This is a genomic window from Actinomadura sp. B10D3 (assembly GCF_039871695.1).
In the GTDB taxonomy this organism is placed as follows: Bacteria; Actinomycetota; Actinomycetes; order Streptosporangiales; family Streptosporangiaceae; genus Spirillospora; species Spirillospora madurae.
Map to the genome: position 1 here is coordinate 19356 of NZ_JBDPLY010000029.1, position 14976 is coordinate 34331.

Below are 14976 nucleotides of genomic sequence, written 5' to 3' on the forward strand. Positions count from 1 at the left end.
CCGCAACGCATCGGCGTCGCTCCCCCCTCCGGCCCGTGCCGGGCGTCCGGGGCCGCCGATCTGAGGGGGTCACGTGAAGAGAACCATCCTCGTCGCGACCGCGCTGGTCGTGACGGCAGGCGGCGCGGGCGTCGCCGTCTCCGCGAGCGCGGACACCGGCCCCGCCGGTGCCGCCAAGGGCATCGCCTGGGGCAAGTGCGAGGTCAGCGGCCCCGACGACCCCATGAACCAGGCCCAGTGCGCCCAGGTCGAGGTCCCCCTCGACCACTCCAGGCCCGGCGGGCGCAAGATCTCCATCGCGGTGTCGCGCTTCAAGCACACCGACGAGAAGAACTACCAGGGCGCCCTGTTCGTGAACCCGGGCGGTCCCGGCGGCTCCGGCCTGGCGTACTCCCCGGCCCTCGCCCGCTGGATCGGCGGCACCGGCCACGCCGACGTCGCGGCCAAGTACGACATCATCGGGTTCGACCCGCGCGGGGTCGGCTCCAGCAAGCCCGCGCTGACCTGCGACCCGAACTTCTCCGACCCGATCCGCCCGGACTACAACCCCGCGTCGTGGAAGGAGGAGAAGGCCTGGATCGCCAAGTCGAAGAAGTACGCGCAGGACTGCGCGAAGAAGTTCGGCTGGATGCTGCCGCACATGCGCACCACCGACGCCGCGCGCGACGTCGACGCGATCCGCGCCGCCCTCGGCCAGCAGAAGATCAGCTGGTACGGCTTCTCCTACGGCACCTACTTCGGCGCCACCTACGCCACGCTGTTCCCCAACCGCGTGAACCGGATGGTGCTGGACGGCAACGTCAACCCGAAGACGGTCTGGTACGACGCCCAGCTCGAACAGGACAAGGCGTTCGAGCGCAACATGAAGGCCTGGTGGGCCTGGATCGCCAAGTACGACTCGGTCTACCACCTCGGCACGAGCGCGAAGGCCGTTGAGGCGAAGTACTACGCCGTCCGCACGGCGGCGAAGAAGGCGTCCATCGGCGGCAAGATCGGCCCGGACGAGCTGGACGACATCGTCCTGTCCGCCGGCTACAACACGGGCTTCTACATCCCGTTCGCGCAGGCGCTCTCGGCGTGGGCCAACGACAAGGACCCGTCCGGGCTCCTCGACTGGCTCAGCCCCGGCGGCGACGACAACGGCTTCGCCGTCTACAACGCCGTCCAGGCCGCCGACGCCAAGTGGCCGCGCAACTGGAGCACGTGGCACCGCGACGCCGTGAAGCTCTACAAGCAGGGCTACCGGTTCGTCACCTGGGGCAACGTCTGGTACAACGCCCCCGTCGCCTTCTGGCCGTTCAAGGGCGGTCCGGAGTTCAAGCTGAAGGGCGCCAAGGGGCTGCCCGGCATGCTGCTCGTCCAGTCCACGCAGGACGGGGCGACGCCGGTCGCGGGCGGCCTGGAGATGCACAAGGTCTTCCCGTCCTCCCGGCTGGTGTTCGAGGTCGGCGGCAAGACCCACGCCAACACGCTCAACGGCAACGTCTGCCTGGACGACAAGGTCGCCGCGTACCTCGACACGGGCGCGCTGCCGGCGAGCCACCGCGGTCCGGACGCCTACTGCAAGGCCGTTCCGGAGCTGAACGACCCCGACCCGACCGCCATGACCGCGAAGGCGGCCCGCGCCGCCGCGGGCAAGGACCTCCCGGTCGGGCGCCCGTAACACGCGGGTAGCACACCACTGCGGCGTGCCCGGCTCCGTCCCCTACGCGGGACGGGGCCGGGCACGCCGCGCTCGTTTCCGCCGGTTGCGGCCGGAATCGCGCGATGTGGGAGTTCGCGCTGTTCAGGGCCTCGCGCCTGTAGAAATCGAAGGTGCTGAAAGACGCTGGAAAGAAGGCCGCCGCCGGGACGGCCGCCACCGCACTCACGCTCGGAGTCGCCCTCCAGGGGACGCCGGCCGCCGCCCGGACCGCGCCCCGTCCCGAGCCGAGGCCCGCCGGCCTCGCGTGGAAGCCCTGCCCCGCCAAGGACCCGGTCGAGGGCACCCGGCTCAAAGGCCTGGAGTGCGCCTCCCTCAGCGTGCCGCTCGACCACGCGCGGCCCCGGGGCGAGCACATCGCGCTCGCGCTGACCCGCGCCCGGCACACCGGCCGCACGTACAAGGGCGCGGTGCTGCTCAACCGCGGCGGGCCCGGCGCGCACGGACGCGACCTGTCCGGCTTCTTCGCCCGCAGGCTCCCGAAGCAGGTCGCCGCGTCCTACGACTGGATCGGCTTCGACCCGCGCGGCGTCGGCGCGAGCAAACCGGCGCTGACCTGCGACCCGAGCTACCAGGACCCGGGCCGGGCACGCCCCGACACCATCCCCGCGAACGCCGCGGAGGAGCGGGCCTGGACCGCCAGGGCCAAGGCCTACGCCGGCGACTGCGCCCGCAAGTACCGCAGGCTCCTGCCGCACATGGGCACCGCCGACGCCGTCCGCGACCTGGACGCGATCCGCGCCGCCCTCGGTCAGAAGAAGATCAGCTATTTCGGGTACTCGTACGGCAGCTACCTCGGCGCGGTGTACGCGACGATGTTCCCCGGGCGGGTCCGCCGCATGGTGCTCGACAGCGTCGTCCGGCCGAGCGGCGTCTGGTACGGCAACAACCTCGACCAGAACGTCGCGTTCGAGAAGAGCATCCGCGCGTACTTCTCCTGGATCGCCCGGCACCACGCCGTGTACCGGCTCGGGAGGACCGAGCAGAAGGTCGCCGCCGCCTACGCCAAGGCCCGCGCCGCGCTCGAGGCCCGGCCCGTCGACGGGAAGATCGGCCCGTCCGAGTTGGACGACGTGTTCCTCGCCGACGGCTACGGCGAGCACTCCTGGGCGTCGCACGCGAGCGCCCTGTCCGCCTTCGTCGTCCGGCACGACCCCGGGCCGCTGCGCAAGGCGTGGCAGCCGCCGGGGCGGCTCGACCAGAACAACTACACCATGTACGTCGCCGTCGAGTGCCGCGATGCGCCCTGGCCGCGCGACTGGGCCCGCTGGCACGCCGACAGCCGGCGCCTCTTCGACCAGGGCTACCGGTTCGAGACCTGGAGCAACACCTGGTACAACGCGCCGTGCGCCTTCTGGCCGGTTCCGGGCGGGCCGCCGCCGCGGGTGAAGGGCGCCTCGTCACTGCCGCCGATCCTGCTCGTCCAGGGCAGCGAGGACGCCGCGACCCCCTACCGGGGCGCGCTGGAGATGCACCGCAGGCTCCCCACGTCCAGGCTGCTCGTGCAGACCGGCGGGCGCGACCACGGCGTCACGCTGGGCGGGGACGAGTGCGTCGACGGGGCCGTCGCCGGCTACTTCGCGACCGGCCGGGTGCCCGCGTCCCGGCCCGGCCCCGACGCGAGGTGCGCGCGCGGGCCCGCGCCCCAGCCCGCGAAGGGCGCGACCGCACGGGAGACCGGGCGGGTGGTGGCCACCCACCCGTGACCCGGCGCCCGATCGAAGCGTGACCGGAGCCGGTGGGGGTACGCGGCCCCTGGACGACATAGGCTTGTCCACGTGGAGCTTTCTGTGGTGAGGGCCGACCGGAGGCCGCGCCCGTCCAGGGGCCGGTAGCCGTGCGCATGCTGGGCTCGATGCCGGTGCGCGTGCTGGACGACCGGCACCGGGCGGAGGCCCTCGCGATCCTGGACGCCGACCCGGTGTCCAACGTGTTCGTCAGCTCCCGCGTGCACGCCGCGGGGCTCGACCCGCGCCGGCTCGGCGCCCAGATGTGGGGCTACCTGCGCGACGGGCGGCTCGTCTCGCTGTGCTACTCCGGCGCGAACCTCATCCCCGTCGAGGCCGGCCCCGAGGCGGTCCGCGCGTTCGCCGAGCGGGCCCAGGCCCAGGGACGGCGCTGTTCGTCCATCGTGGGCCCCGTGGACGCGGTCGGCGACCTGTGGGAGATCCTCGCGCCCTACTGGGGGCCGGCCCGGGCCGTCCGCGCCGTCCAGCCGGTGATGGCCACCTCCGCGGTCCCCGCCGTGCCCGCCGACCCGCGGGTCCGGCGCGTCCGGATGGAGGAGTTCGACATCGTCTACCCGGCCTGCGTGGCGATGTTCACCGAGGAGGTCGGGGTGTCGCCGAACGCCGGCGACGGGGGAGTGCTCTACCGCGCCCGCGTCGCCGAGCTGATCCGCGACGGCCGCGCGTTCGCCCGCATCGAGGACGGCCGCGTCATGTTCAAGGCCGAGGTCGGCGCCGTCACCCCGCGGGCCTGCCAGGTGCAGGGCGTGTGGGTGCCGCCGGACCTGCGCGGCCGGGGCCTGTCGGAGACCGGGATGTCGGCGGTGGTGCGGGAGGCGCTGCGCACCATCGCGCCGACCGTGTCGCTGTACGTCAACGACTACAACACGCGGGCGCGGGCGGCCTACCGGAGGGTCGGCTTCACCGAGCTGGGCTCGTTCACCTCGATCCTGTTCTGATGTCTTCTGATTTGTCGCTGCGTGCCTGATCTGCCCGGTTCTCTGAATCGATCTTGCGGGGCGGGTACCATCCGGCCGTGGAGTTCGCCGGCGCGTTGCGGCAGGCCGTCCAGGCGAGCGGGCTGACCCTCGACCGGATCCGGCACCGGCTCGGCAGCCAGGGCCTGACGGTCAGCGTCGCCACGCTCAGCTACTGGCAGCGGGGCCGCAGCCGCCCGCGGTCGCGCACGGTCGTCGCCGCGCTGGAGGAGATCCTCCAGGTGCCGCCCGGCGGCCTCACCGACCTGCTGGACGACCCGGCGGCCGAGGCCGTGGCGGTCCGCGGGGTGCGCGCCGCACCGGCGCCGGGCCGGGCCGGCACCGGGGAGAGAGACCGCACGGTCCATGACCTGTGGTCCGACCCGGAGCGCTACGCCTGCCTCGTCGGCCAGCTCGACCGGTCGGGCGACCACCGGCTCGAACGGCTCAGCATCCACGACGTCTACCGGCTGGACGAGGCCCGCCGCTGCTGGACGCTGTCGGTGCGCACCGTCCTGCGCGCCGCGGGCGACGACGTCGACCGCGTCGTCTGCGTCCACCAGACGGGGGACCGCTCCCGCGCGGAGGACGAGCCGGACGACGGCGCGGCCCGCCTCGGAGGCCTGCGGTACTGCCGGCCCGGCCGGGTCCGCGCCGAGGGCGGGCTGGTCGCGTTCGAGCTGGTCTTCGACCGGGTGCTGTCGGCGGGCGACACCGCGGTCGTCGAGTACGAGCTCGGGCGGGTCGCCCAGCCGCCGTGCGACAGCTACGACCGGCGGTTCTCCCATCCCGTCCACGACTACGTGGCGATCGTCCAGTTCGCCGGCGACCGGCTCCCGGCGCGCTGCTACGGCTTCACCGCCGAGACCTCCGCGGCCCCACGGCGGCGGCTCGGCGAGCTGTGGATCGGCACGTCCGGCAGCGCGAACATCGCGGTCGGCGCCGTCCGGCGCGGCATCGTCGGGATCGAATGGGAATGGCACTGATGGCGCAGCTCACCTGTTGGCAACCGGCCCCGGGGGCCTTACAGTGAGCGCGGTGGTAGCAATCGCAGGAGTCAAGGCCGTCGCGCGGGGGCCGGCCGGAGCCGATCCGGAGGCCGGAAAGTGCAGAGTGTCGCAGAGGACGATCTCCTACAGGTCCTCCACTACGGTCCGTTCAACGTCGCCCTTCACGCCGCCATCCAGGCCCGCGGGCTGAGTCTCGACTCGCTGCGGCGCCGCCTGGAGGAGCAGGGCATCGCCGTCAGCCTGTCCACGCTGAGCTACTGGCAGCGCGGCCGGACGAGACCCGAGCGCGCCGACTCGCTGCGCGCCGTGCGCGGCCTGGAGACCATCCTCGAACTGCCGCGCCATTCGCTGCTGACGCTGCTGCGGCCGACGGCCGAGCGCCCCGCGGGCACGTGGCGGCCGGTCGAGGAGCTGTGCCCCGAGCCGGGCGTGCGCGACCTGCTCGACGAGATCGGCGACCGCGGCGAACGGCAGCTCACCGGCCTCAGCATGCACGACCAGTACATCCTCGGCCGCCGCCGCGAGCTGCGCGAGGTGCGGGTCCGCGCGGTGTTCCAGGCCCAGCAGCGCGGCGCCGACCGCTGGACCGCCGTCTACCACCATCCGCAGGGCGTCCTGCCGTCGTCCCGCACCGTGCGCGGCTGCCGGTTCGGCCGGGTCCGGATGGACGAGTCCAGCGGCCTGATCGCCGCCGAGCTGCTCTTCGACCGGGCGCTCGGCCGCGGCGAGACGTACCTGGTGGAGTTCGGCTTCGGGTTCGACGAGACGGGCCCGCCGGTGACCGAGGAGGGGCGCGGCTTCCGCGCCCCCCAGCACGAGTACCTCATCGAGGTGCGGTTCCATCCCGCGGCGCTGCCCGCCCGCTGCTACCGGACGTGGCGGCCCGACGGCCACACCGCGCTCAAGGACACCGCCGACCTGCGCCTGTCGAGCTACCACAGCGTCCACTTCATCGAGTTCGGCATGGCCGCCGGGTACCACGGCATCCGCTGGGAGTGGACGTGACCGGCGCCCGGCCCGCCGCTACCTGACGAGCAGGTCGAGGAGCCGGTCGAGCTCGGCGGCCGGATCCTCGGTGAGGCCGGCGTGCACCGGCCCCGGCTGGACGATCGTGCTGCGCGGCGCGGTGAGCCAGCGGAACCGCGCGCCCGGCGCCTCCGCCGCCGCCTGGCCGGCTTCTTCGCCGCCGCGGCAGATCGCGTCCACGGCCTTGAGCGCGGCCCGGACGCCGTCGAGGTTCAGCGCCGGGTCCAGGGCGAGCAGGCGCCTCTCGTCCAGGTGCGTGCGGCACCCCAGGTAGTCGAGGGCGCGGCAGTACACCACCACCCCCACGTTCATGGCCTCGCCCCGCTCGACGCGCGGCACGACGCGCAGCGCGGCGTACTCGAACACCGTCGGCTCGGCGGCCGTCCTGATGTTGGTCCTCACCCGGTCGCGGCTCATGCGGTACCGCCGAGCCAGTCGGGGCGGTTCTGGCCGCGCCGCGCGGAGGTGTCCGGGCGGCGGCCGCCGATATCCGGGTCGGGCAGCCAGTCGCGCGGCTTGCCGGCCCGCGGGAGCAGGATGTCGAGGTAGGCGTCCCGGACGGCGCGCGGGCCGGCGAAGCCGGGCTCGCCCTCCAGCCAGCGGTCGGGCACCAGCTCGATCACCTCGCGCAGCAGCCCCTCGGTGATCTTCGGGGCGAGCTCGGCCTCGGCGTCCCGCAGCGCGGTCGCGTACGGGGTGAGGACGTGGTCGTCGACGTCGTACGGGCCGGAGAACAGCCGCGCCGCGTTCGTCCACGCGTGGTGGAAGATGAGGCTCGCGCCGTGGTCGATGAGCCACACGTCGCCGTGCCAGACGAGCATGTTGGGGTTGCGCCAGCTCCGGTCCACGTTGCCGATGAACGCGTCGAACCACAGCACCCGCGACGCGAAGCCGGGGTCGGGCGTCCAGCCGAGCGGGTCGAAGCCGAGCGACCCCGGGAGGAAGTCGACGCCGAGGTTCCAGCCGGGGCTGGCCTTGAGGAGGTCCTGCACGTCGGGGTCGGGCTCGTGCCGCCCGATCGCCGGGTCGAGGTCGATGAGCACCTGGTCGGGCACCCGCAGGCCGAGCCCGCGCGCCAGCTCGCCGGCGATCACCTCGGCGATCAGCGCCTTGCGCCCCTGCCCGGCCCCGTGGAACTTCATCACGTAGGTGCCGAGATCGTCGGCCTCGACGACGCCCGGCAGCGAACCGCCCTCGCGCAGCGGCGTCACGTATCGGATGGCGGTCACATGTGGCAACACGGCGCAACGCTACCGGGTGGGCCTCCGGCCGGGATAATCGGTTTCATGGGCGTTGAGCTGGTCGACCTCTCGGTCCCGGTCGTGTCGGGCATGCCGGTCTATCCGGGAGACCCGGAGGTGGAGGCCGTGCCGGCGCTCACCGTCGCCGACGCGGGAGTGAACGTCCTGCGCCTGCACATGGGCTCGCAGACCGGCACCCACGTGGACGCTCCTTTCCACATCGACGACACGCTGCCGAAACTGGACGAGCTGCCGCTGGAGCGCTTCACGGGCCCGGCGGTGGTGATGGACGTCCGGGGGCTGCCGCCCCGCACGGCGATACCGCCGGACGCCGTCCCGCCCGGCCTCGCTCCCGGTGACGTCCTGCTCATCGCGACCGGCTGGCCGGAGCACTGGGGGACCGGCGGCTACCTGGCCCATCCCTTTCTCTCGCCGGAGACCGCGGAGGCGATCGCCGCCGCCGGGGTCCGGACGGTCGGCATCGACGCCCTCAGCGTCGACCGCACCCCGCCGCCCGGCTCCGACGACTTCTCCCTGGCGGCCCACCGGGTGCTCTGCGGGGCGGGCGCCGTGATCGCGGAGAACCTCACCGGCCTGGAGCGCCTCATCGACGCCCGGGCCGCGGGCCGCGCGATCGAGGTCTCGCTCTTCCCCCTCGCGCTCGCGGGGGCGGACGGCGCCCCCGTCCGGGCCGTGGCCCGCGTCGGCGGCCGCGCCGCACCCGGCCGAGCCTGACCCCATACTGGGACCCGGGCGACGGAGGGCGGGAACGCGTGCGGGTGGAATGGGCGACGGATCAGGGGAGCCCCGAGCGGCCCAACGAGGACTTCGTGGCCGCGGCGGCGGGAGCGGTCGTGGTCCTCGACGGGTGCGGGCTGCCGCTCGGCACCGACCTCGGGTGCGTGCACGGGACCGCCTGGTACGCGCGGTCGCTCGGCACCCGGCTGCTCGCGCGGATGCTGGACGGCCTCGGACCGCCGGCCGGCTCGCCGGTGGGCCCGCCCGAGGGCGCGCACCGTCCCGGCACGCGCCCGCTGGTGGCGCGCCTCGCCGGCGCGATCGCGGACGTGGCCGCCGCCCACCGGCTGAGCTGCGATCTGCGCGTCCCCACGACACCGGCGGCGACCGTGCTGGCGCTGCGGCTGCGCGGCGAACTGGTCGACTACCTGGTGCTCGCCGACTCGACCGTCCTGCTGGAGGGAGGGGACGGGGTGCGGGAGATCACCGGTGGCCGGCACTACGCCGCCGCCGATCCCGCCGTCGCCGACGCCGCGATCGCCGGCACCGTCCCGGCGGCCGAGCTGAGCCGCGCGGTGCTGCTGACCGACGGCGCGACTCGGCTCGCCGACATGTTCGGCGCCACCGACTGGGCCGGCCTGGCCGCGCTGGCGGTGGACCCGGGGCCCGCCGGCCTGATCGGGCGGACGCGGGAGGCCGAGCGGACCGACCCGCGGGCCGCCCGGTGGCCGCGGACCAAGATCCACGACGACGCGACGGTGGCCGTGTGCGCGTTCGGCCGCTGAGCGAGACCGCCGCGACCATCCGGCGGGCCGCGCCGTAGGGTGCCCCGCGACCCCTGGGAGAGGAGCGGCATGCGGCTCGGAATCACGATGTTCGCCACCGACCGGACGATGGCTCCGCACGAGCTGGCGGCGGAGGCGGAGGGCCGCGGGTTCGCCTCGCTCTACGTCCCCGAGCACACCCACATCCCGGTGGCCCGCGAGACCGCGCCGCCGACGGGCGCCGAGAGCCTGCCCGAGGAGTACGCCCGCACGCTCGACCCGCTGGTCTCGCTCGCCGCCGCGGCCGTCGCCACCGAGCGGATCACGCTCGGCACCGGCATCCTGCTGCCCGCGCAGCGCGACCCGATCGTCACGGCCAAGGCCGTCGCCACCCTCGACCGGCTCGCGCCGGGCCGGGTCGCGCTCGGCGTCGGCTACGGATGGAACGCCGAGGAGGGCGCCGACCACGGCGTCCCCTGGAAGCGGCGGCGGGCCGTGGCGCGCGAGCACGTCCTCGCCATGCGGGCCCTGTGGACGGACGACGAGGCGTCCTTCGCGGGCGAGTTCGTGCGCTTCGACGCGAGCTGGTCGTGGCCCAAGCCGTCCCGCCGGATCCCCGTGCTCCTCGGCGGCGCGGCCGGGCCCACGCTGTTCGCGCACCTCGCCGAGTACGGGGACGGATGGCTGCCGATCGGCGGCGCAGGCATCCGCGAGGCGCTGCCCGCCCTGCGCCGCGCCTGCGCGGAGGCGGGGCGGGACCCCGTGCCGGTCATCCCGTTCGGGACGCTGCCCACCCCGGAGAAGCTCGCCTACTACGCCTCGCTCGGGATCGAGGAGGTCGTGCTGCGGGTCACCGGCGGCGACCGCGACACCGTCCTGCCGGTCCTGGACGAGTACGCCCGCTCGTATCTGTGAGCCCTCCCGGCCCTGTGAGCCCGTCCCTGCGACCTCGCAGCGGCTCTAGCGGATCATGCGGAAGCAGAAGAAGGTCGGGAACCGGTAGTACTGGCCCTTGCCGGCCTTCACCGCGCCCAGGATGAGGAACACCCACCCGCCGAACAGCAGCTCCAGGTACGGGAGGATGAACAGGGCGAGGAACGCGGGCGCGTCCAGCAGGATGGCCGGCGGCACGCAGACCGCCGCCACCGCCACCAGATGGATCAGCATGGTGAGCTGGTAGTTCATCGACTGCGCCGCGTGGAACCGGGTGAAGGGCGAGAGGTTCTTCTTCCACAGGTAGATGACCAGCGGCGGCAGGAAGCCGATCAGGACGTTGCCGACGTAGGCGAAGATCGCCCAGGTCGTCTCCTCGCCGGGGGCGGGGCCGGCCGTGCCGTACGGCACGCCCGGGGGACCGTACCCGTAGCGCGGGTCGTAGCCGCCGCCGGGCGGCGTTCCGGGCGGCGGCGGGCCCGGCGGCTGCCCGGGAGGAGGCCCAGGTGGCCCGCCGTAGGCACCGGGGTAGGGCGGCGGCTGCTCGGGAGGCGGCGGCGGGGGCTGGTCCGACACGTGTGTTCCTCGGGTCCTCTGCGCATGGCTCTGTGGGAGATACTGCAGGAATCTATAGGAACCGGGCTCGCCGACGCGGGTCTCGCCGAAACGGGAGGCGTACATGTCGGCGGCGGGCACCCTGCGTCCCGGAGACCCCGAGCGGCTCGGCCCGTACCGGCTGCTCGGCCGGCTCGGCGAGGGCGGCCAGGGCGTGGTCTTCCTCGGCGAGGACGGGCGCGGCGCGCACGGGCGGGTCGCGGTCAAGCTGCTGAACGGCGGCTTCGGCCCCGAGACCGAGGCGCGGTCGCGGTTCCTGCGCGAGCTGGAGACGGCCAAGCGCGTCGCGGAGTTCTGCACGGCCGCGATCCTGGACGCCGACGTGGCGGGTGACCGCCCCTACATCGTGAGCGAGTTCGTCGACGGGCCGTCGCTGCACCGGGTCGTGACGACCGAGGGGCCGCGGGCGGGCGGGGCACTGGAGCGGCTCGCGGTCGGCACCGCGACGGCGCTCGTGGCGATCCACCGGGCGGGCGTCGTGCACCGCGACTTCAAGCCGCACAACGTGCTGCTCGGGCCGGACGGGCCGCGCGTGATCGACTTCGGCGTCGCCCGCGCCCTGGACACCGGGACGATCACCTCCGGCGGGGCGATCGGCACGCCGGCCTACATGGCGCCCGAGCAACTGGAGGGGCTGCGCGCCGGGCCCGCCGCCGACGTGTTCGCGTGGGCGGGCACGATGGTGTTCGCCTCGTCCGGGCGGCTGCCGTTCGCCGCCGACACCATGCCGGCGATGGTCGGCCGGATCATGCACGGCGAGCCGGACCTCGGCGAGCTGACCGGGCCGCTGCGGGACCTCGCCGCCCGCTGCCTGGCCAAGGACCCGGCGGCGCGCCCGACGGCGTCGGAGGTGCTGCGCGCGCTGCTCGGCGACGCGGAGCGAGCACCCGTCCCGCCCGGTTCCACCGGGACGCGGACGGCGCCGCCGCCCGTCCCGCCCGCACCGCAGGATCGGCGGCGGCCGGTCACCGGCGTGGTCGCGGTGTCGGCGGCCGTGGTCGCGGTGTCGGCCGCCGTCGTGGTGACGGTGCTCGCGCTGTCCCGCGGGGACGGCGGGGAGGACGGGGGAGGGCCGGGCGCGAGCGGACGGCCGCTGGCCGCCACGTCCGGCACGACGCAGCCGGAGAGCACGCCGTCTCCGTCCCCCGGCACCTCTGAGCCGGAGAACGGCATCCCGCAGCGGTACGCCGGGGCGTGGACGGGCCGGCTGACGCAGAACGACGGGAAGGTCTTCTCCGCGAGGCTCGTGCTCCCCGCGGGCGGCGCCGCGGGCAGGATCGCCTATCCGGAGCAGAACTGCACGGGGACCGAGACCTACCTGGGCGAGTCGGGAGGCGCGCTGAGGTTCCGCGAGCGGATCACCTTCGGCACGCAGCGATGCGTGGACACCGGGACGGTCACGCTCACCCCGGAGGCCGGAGGGGACCGGCTGATGTTCCGCTACGTGGGCCGGTCGGGCGGCCGCGCGTGGACGGTCGTGGGTCCGCTGTCGCGCTCCTGAGGGGCCGCGGAACGCAATGCCGCTGACCGGGACCCGGCGGCCGGTCCGGCCGCGCGCACGTTCTAGAATCTGATTCGATCCATGGGGCGATGTCCGGGGGCGTCCCCGCGAGGAGGCTGGAGTGAGCGCGATCCCGACGGAGCGGCCCGAGCTGGGGGACGACGAGGCCGCGGCGCTCGCGGAACTCGCCGCCCGCGTCCGCGAGCTGGCCGAGGCCGCCGTCCTCACCCGCGCGGGCGCCGCGCAGGCCGCCGCGATCGCCGGCGAGGTCGCGGCGCTGACCGCGCGCCTCACCGCCGAGCGCCGGGACGCGCCGCCGTTCGTCCCGCCCGGCGAGCGCACGATGGACCGCCAGATCGCCAACCCCGTGACGGGGACGGCCAATCCCATCGCCCCGCCGGTCGTCCTCACGGTCGGCTCCGGCGGCATCGTCCGCGGCGAGTTCACCCTCGGGCACCTGTACGAGGGGCCGCCGTCGTACGTGCACGGCGGCGTCTCGGCGATGGTGCTCGACCAGGCCCTCGGGATGGCGGCGGCCGCCTCCGGCACGCCCGGCATGACCGCGACCCTGGAGACCCGCTACCGGCGCCCGACCCCGCTCGGCGTCCCGCTCCGGGTGGAGGCGAAGGCGAGCCGGGTCGAGGGCCGCAAGGTCTACGCGTCCGGGGCGATCAGCGCCCCGGACGGCCGCGTCACGGTCGAGGCGACCGCGATGTTCATCATGCCGCAGCGGTTCGTCACTTCGCCGTACTGACCTTGACGCGCTCCTCGGCGGGCGCGGGCAGCAGGCCGAGCGCGGTCAGCGTCAGCGCCGACGCCACGATCATGCTGATCGAGATCGCCTGCCAGCCGAAGTCGTGCAGCAGCCAGGTGGCCAGCAGCGGCGCCGGGCCGCCCGCGAACACCGAGGCGAGCTGGTAGCCGATGCCCGCGCCGCCGTAGCGCAGCCGGGTCGGGAACGTCGAGGCGATCAGCGACGCCTGCGGCCCGTACTGGACGGCGTGCGGGATCTGCGCCACCACGACCGCGACGACGATCAGTGCCGCGACCCCGGTGTTGAGCAGCGCGAAGTACGGGAACGCGAAGAGCGCGACGCAGATCGAGCCGGCCGCGTACACCCGGCGCGGGCCGATCCGGTCGCCGAGGTGCCCGGCGGCCGGGATCGTGAACAGCTCCAGGACCGCCGCCGCCGTCACCGCGCTCAGCGCGAGCCCCTGCGCCTTGCCGAGGTCCTCGTGGACGTAGGTGAGGGCGAACGAGGTGAACAGGTAGAAGGGCATCTGCTCCGAGCAGCGCAGCAGCGCGCTCAGCAGGATCTCCCGCGGGTGCCGCTTGACCACCTCGGCCACCGGGACGCGGGCGACCTCGTTCCGCTCGACGACCTCGGCGAACAGCGGCGTCTCCATCACCCGGATCCGCACCCACAGCCCGATCGCGACCAGGACGACGCTGAACAGGAACGGGATGCGCCACGCCCAGTCCTTGAACGCGTCCTCCGCCGACAGCGCGATCGTCGTCATCATGCCGGTGCCGAGGATGAGCCCGATCGGGACGCCGAGCTGCGGCAGGCTCGCCATCAGCCCGCGCCGGTTCCGGTCGCCCCACTCCATGGACAGCAGCACCGAGCCGCTCCACTCGCCGCCGACCGCGATGCCCTGGAGGATCCGCAGCAGGACGAGCAGGACGGGCGCCGCCCAGCCGATCGTCCCCGTCCCCGGGAGGAGGCCGATCAGCGCGCTCGACACGCCCATCAGCACCAGCGTGACGATCAGCGTCGCCTTCCGGCCGAGCCGGTCGCCCCAGTGCCCGAAGATCGCGGCGCCGACCGGCCGGGCCGCGAACCCGACCGCGTACGTCGCGAACGCCGAGAGGGTGCCGGCGTAGTCGCTCGACTCGGGGAAGAAGACGTCCTTGAAGACGATCGCGGCGGCCGTGTTGTAGAGGAAGAAGTCGTACCACTCGATGGACGTGCCGATGACGCTCGCGGCGGCGGCCTTGCGGACCTGCGCGCGGCGCTCGCCGGGGCCGGCGGCCCGGGCGCGTCCCGCCTCTCCGGGATCCAGGACCATGGGGGAGCTCTTTTCTCGGTGGCCGCCCCCGCCGGCTCTGGTGAACGTGCCCGACTGTTTCCCGCCGCCTCGGCGCCCGAAACCGCTTTCCGGCCGACTGTCTACAATCTGCTGGTCGCGCGGTCAGTATTCGTAGACCTTGACCGCCGGGTCGTGCCCGTACCAGGACGCGACGACCGACGAGGTGTGCTTGTCGGAGAGGAAGTCGACCCGCAGCCAGCCCTCGGCCTGCGTCACGCGCGTCTCGTAGCCGGGGTTCGGCGTCGCCGACACGAGCCGCACCCGGTCCTTCTCGATGGCCGTCGCGGCGCGCCCGCCGCGCGTCGCGAAGCTGCGCACGTTGTCGCGCGGTTTCGGGGAGGTGGGCGTGCCCGTGGGGCCGCCGGCCGGCGCCTTCGGGCTCTTGGACGGCCTGGGCCCCTTGTCCTCGCCCGTCCCCGGGCCGGGCCGCGCGGTCGGCGACCCGATGCTGGTCGGGCCCGGCGGCGTCGACGGGCTGGAGTGGATGACCGGGCCGGCCATCGGCGGCGGCGCCGACCGCTCCGACACCGCTCCGCGCACGACGCCGCGAACCCCCAGCCAGGACAGCGCGACCGCGAGCGCGGTCACCCCCGCCCACGGGGCAACATACGACATCGCGCGACGCATGGGCACATGGTGGCATACGGTTCCG

General features: G+C 74.3%; 15 protein-coding genes. 10 read left to right on the forward strand and 5 right to left on the reverse strand.

Going from position 1 to position 14976, the window contains the following annotated elements:
* The first annotated feature begins 73 nt into the window (after positions 1–73).
* The 5 genes from ABGB11_RS32845 (at position 74) to ABGB11_RS32865 (ending at position 6421) form a co-directional block, all read left to right on the forward strand.
* The gene (locus ABGB11_RS32845) at positions 74–1663 is read left to right on the forward strand and encodes an alpha/beta hydrolase (protein ID WP_347639301.1); all 1590 of its coding nucleotides are present in this window, start codon (positions 74–76) and stop codon (positions 1661–1663) included.
* A gap of 152 nt (positions 1664–1815) precedes the next feature.
* Complete coding sequence (locus ABGB11_RS32850) at positions 1816–3408, forward strand: alpha/beta hydrolase (RefSeq protein WP_347639302.1); 1593 nt, start codon at positions 1816–1818, stop codon at positions 3406–3408.
* Positions 3409–3545: 137 nt separating this feature from the next.
* Positions 3546–4388, forward strand: a complete 843-nt coding sequence (locus tag ABGB11_RS32855; protein ID WP_347639448.1) for a GNAT family N-acetyltransferase — start codon at positions 3546–3548, stop codon at positions 4386–4388.
* A 77-nt stretch (positions 4389–4465) separates the two neighbouring features.
* Positions 4466–5392, forward strand: coding sequence for a hypothetical protein (locus tag ABGB11_RS32860; RefSeq protein WP_347639304.1), 927 nt, complete (start codon positions 4466–4468; stop codon positions 5390–5392).
* Between the two features lie 120 nt (positions 5393–5512).
* On the forward strand, positions 5513–6421 hold the full coding sequence (locus tag ABGB11_RS32865; protein WP_347639306.1) for a hypothetical protein: 909 nt from the start codon (positions 5513–5515) through the stop codon (positions 6419–6421).
* A gap of 18 nt (positions 6422–6439) precedes the next feature.
* On the opposite strand, the gene ABGB11_RS32870 is transcribed toward ABGB11_RS32865, so the two are convergent.
* Both ABGB11_RS32870 and ABGB11_RS32875 read right to left on the reverse strand, forming a co-directional pair.
* On the reverse strand, positions 6440–6844 hold the full coding sequence (locus ABGB11_RS32870) for a DUF3037 domain-containing protein (RefSeq protein ID WP_347639308.1): 405 nt from the start codon (positions 6842–6844) through the stop codon (positions 6440–6442).
* Between the two features lie 11 nt (positions 6845–6855).
* Positions 6856–7683: a HipA family kinase gene (locus tag ABGB11_RS32875; RefSeq protein ID WP_347639310.1), complete on the reverse strand. Its 828-nt coding sequence runs from the start codon at positions 7681–7683 to the stop codon at positions 6856–6858.
* Between the two features lie 45 nt (positions 7684–7728).
* Here ABGB11_RS32875 and ABGB11_RS32880 point away from each other — a divergent pair, with 45 nt between their 5' ends.
* From ABGB11_RS32880 to ABGB11_RS32890, 3 genes are all read left to right on the forward strand, one after another.
* Entirely contained in the window at positions 7729–8418 is a 690-nt protein-coding gene (locus ABGB11_RS32880) for a cyclase family protein (protein WP_347639312.1), read from the forward strand.
* 38 nt (positions 8419–8456) lie between these two features.
* Positions 8457–9206: a hypothetical protein gene (locus ABGB11_RS32885; protein ID WP_347639314.1), complete on the forward strand. Its 750-nt coding sequence runs from the start codon at positions 8457–8459 to the stop codon at positions 9204–9206.
* A 69-nt stretch (positions 9207–9275) separates the two neighbouring features.
* Complete coding sequence (locus ABGB11_RS32890) at positions 9276–10100, forward strand: LLM class F420-dependent oxidoreductase (protein WP_347639316.1); 825 nt, start codon at positions 9276–9278, stop codon at positions 10098–10100.
* Positions 10101–10145: 45 nt separating this feature from the next.
* Here ABGB11_RS32890 and ABGB11_RS32895 read toward each other — a convergent pair whose 3' ends face one another.
* Positions 10146–10694 carry a DUF4870 domain-containing protein gene (locus tag ABGB11_RS32895; RefSeq protein ID WP_347639318.1) on the reverse strand — a complete coding sequence of 183 codons (549 nt, stop codon included), beginning with the start codon at positions 10692–10694 and terminating at the stop codon, positions 10146–10148.
* 103 nt (positions 10695–10797) lie between these two features.
* On the opposite strand from ABGB11_RS32895, the gene ABGB11_RS32900 reads away from it, so the two are divergent.
* Together ABGB11_RS32900 and ABGB11_RS32905 are read left to right on the forward strand one after the other, a co-directional pair.
* The gene (locus ABGB11_RS32900) at positions 10798–12234 is read left to right on the forward strand and encodes a serine/threonine-protein kinase (protein WP_347639320.1); all 1437 of its coding nucleotides are present in this window, start codon (positions 10798–10800) and stop codon (positions 12232–12234) included.
* Between the two features lie 121 nt (positions 12235–12355).
* The gene (locus ABGB11_RS32905) at positions 12356–12988 is read left to right on the forward strand and encodes a PaaI family thioesterase (protein ID WP_347639322.1); all 633 of its coding nucleotides are present in this window, start codon (positions 12356–12358) and stop codon (positions 12986–12988) included.
* On the opposite strand, the gene ABGB11_RS32910 is transcribed toward ABGB11_RS32905, so the two are convergent.
* Together ABGB11_RS32910 and ABGB11_RS32915 are read right to left on the reverse strand one after the other, a co-directional pair.
* Positions 12972–14303, reverse strand: a complete 1332-nt coding sequence (locus ABGB11_RS32910; protein ID WP_347639324.1) for an MFS transporter — start codon at positions 14301–14303, stop codon at positions 12972–12974. The two genes, ABGB11_RS32905 and ABGB11_RS32910, sit on opposite strands and share 17 nt — an antisense overlap.
* Before the next feature lie 123 nt (positions 14304–14426).
* Entirely contained in the window at positions 14427–14951 is a 525-nt protein-coding gene (locus tag ABGB11_RS32915; protein ID WP_347639326.1) for a hypothetical protein, read from the reverse strand.
* Positions 14952–14976 lie beyond the last annotated feature (25 nt).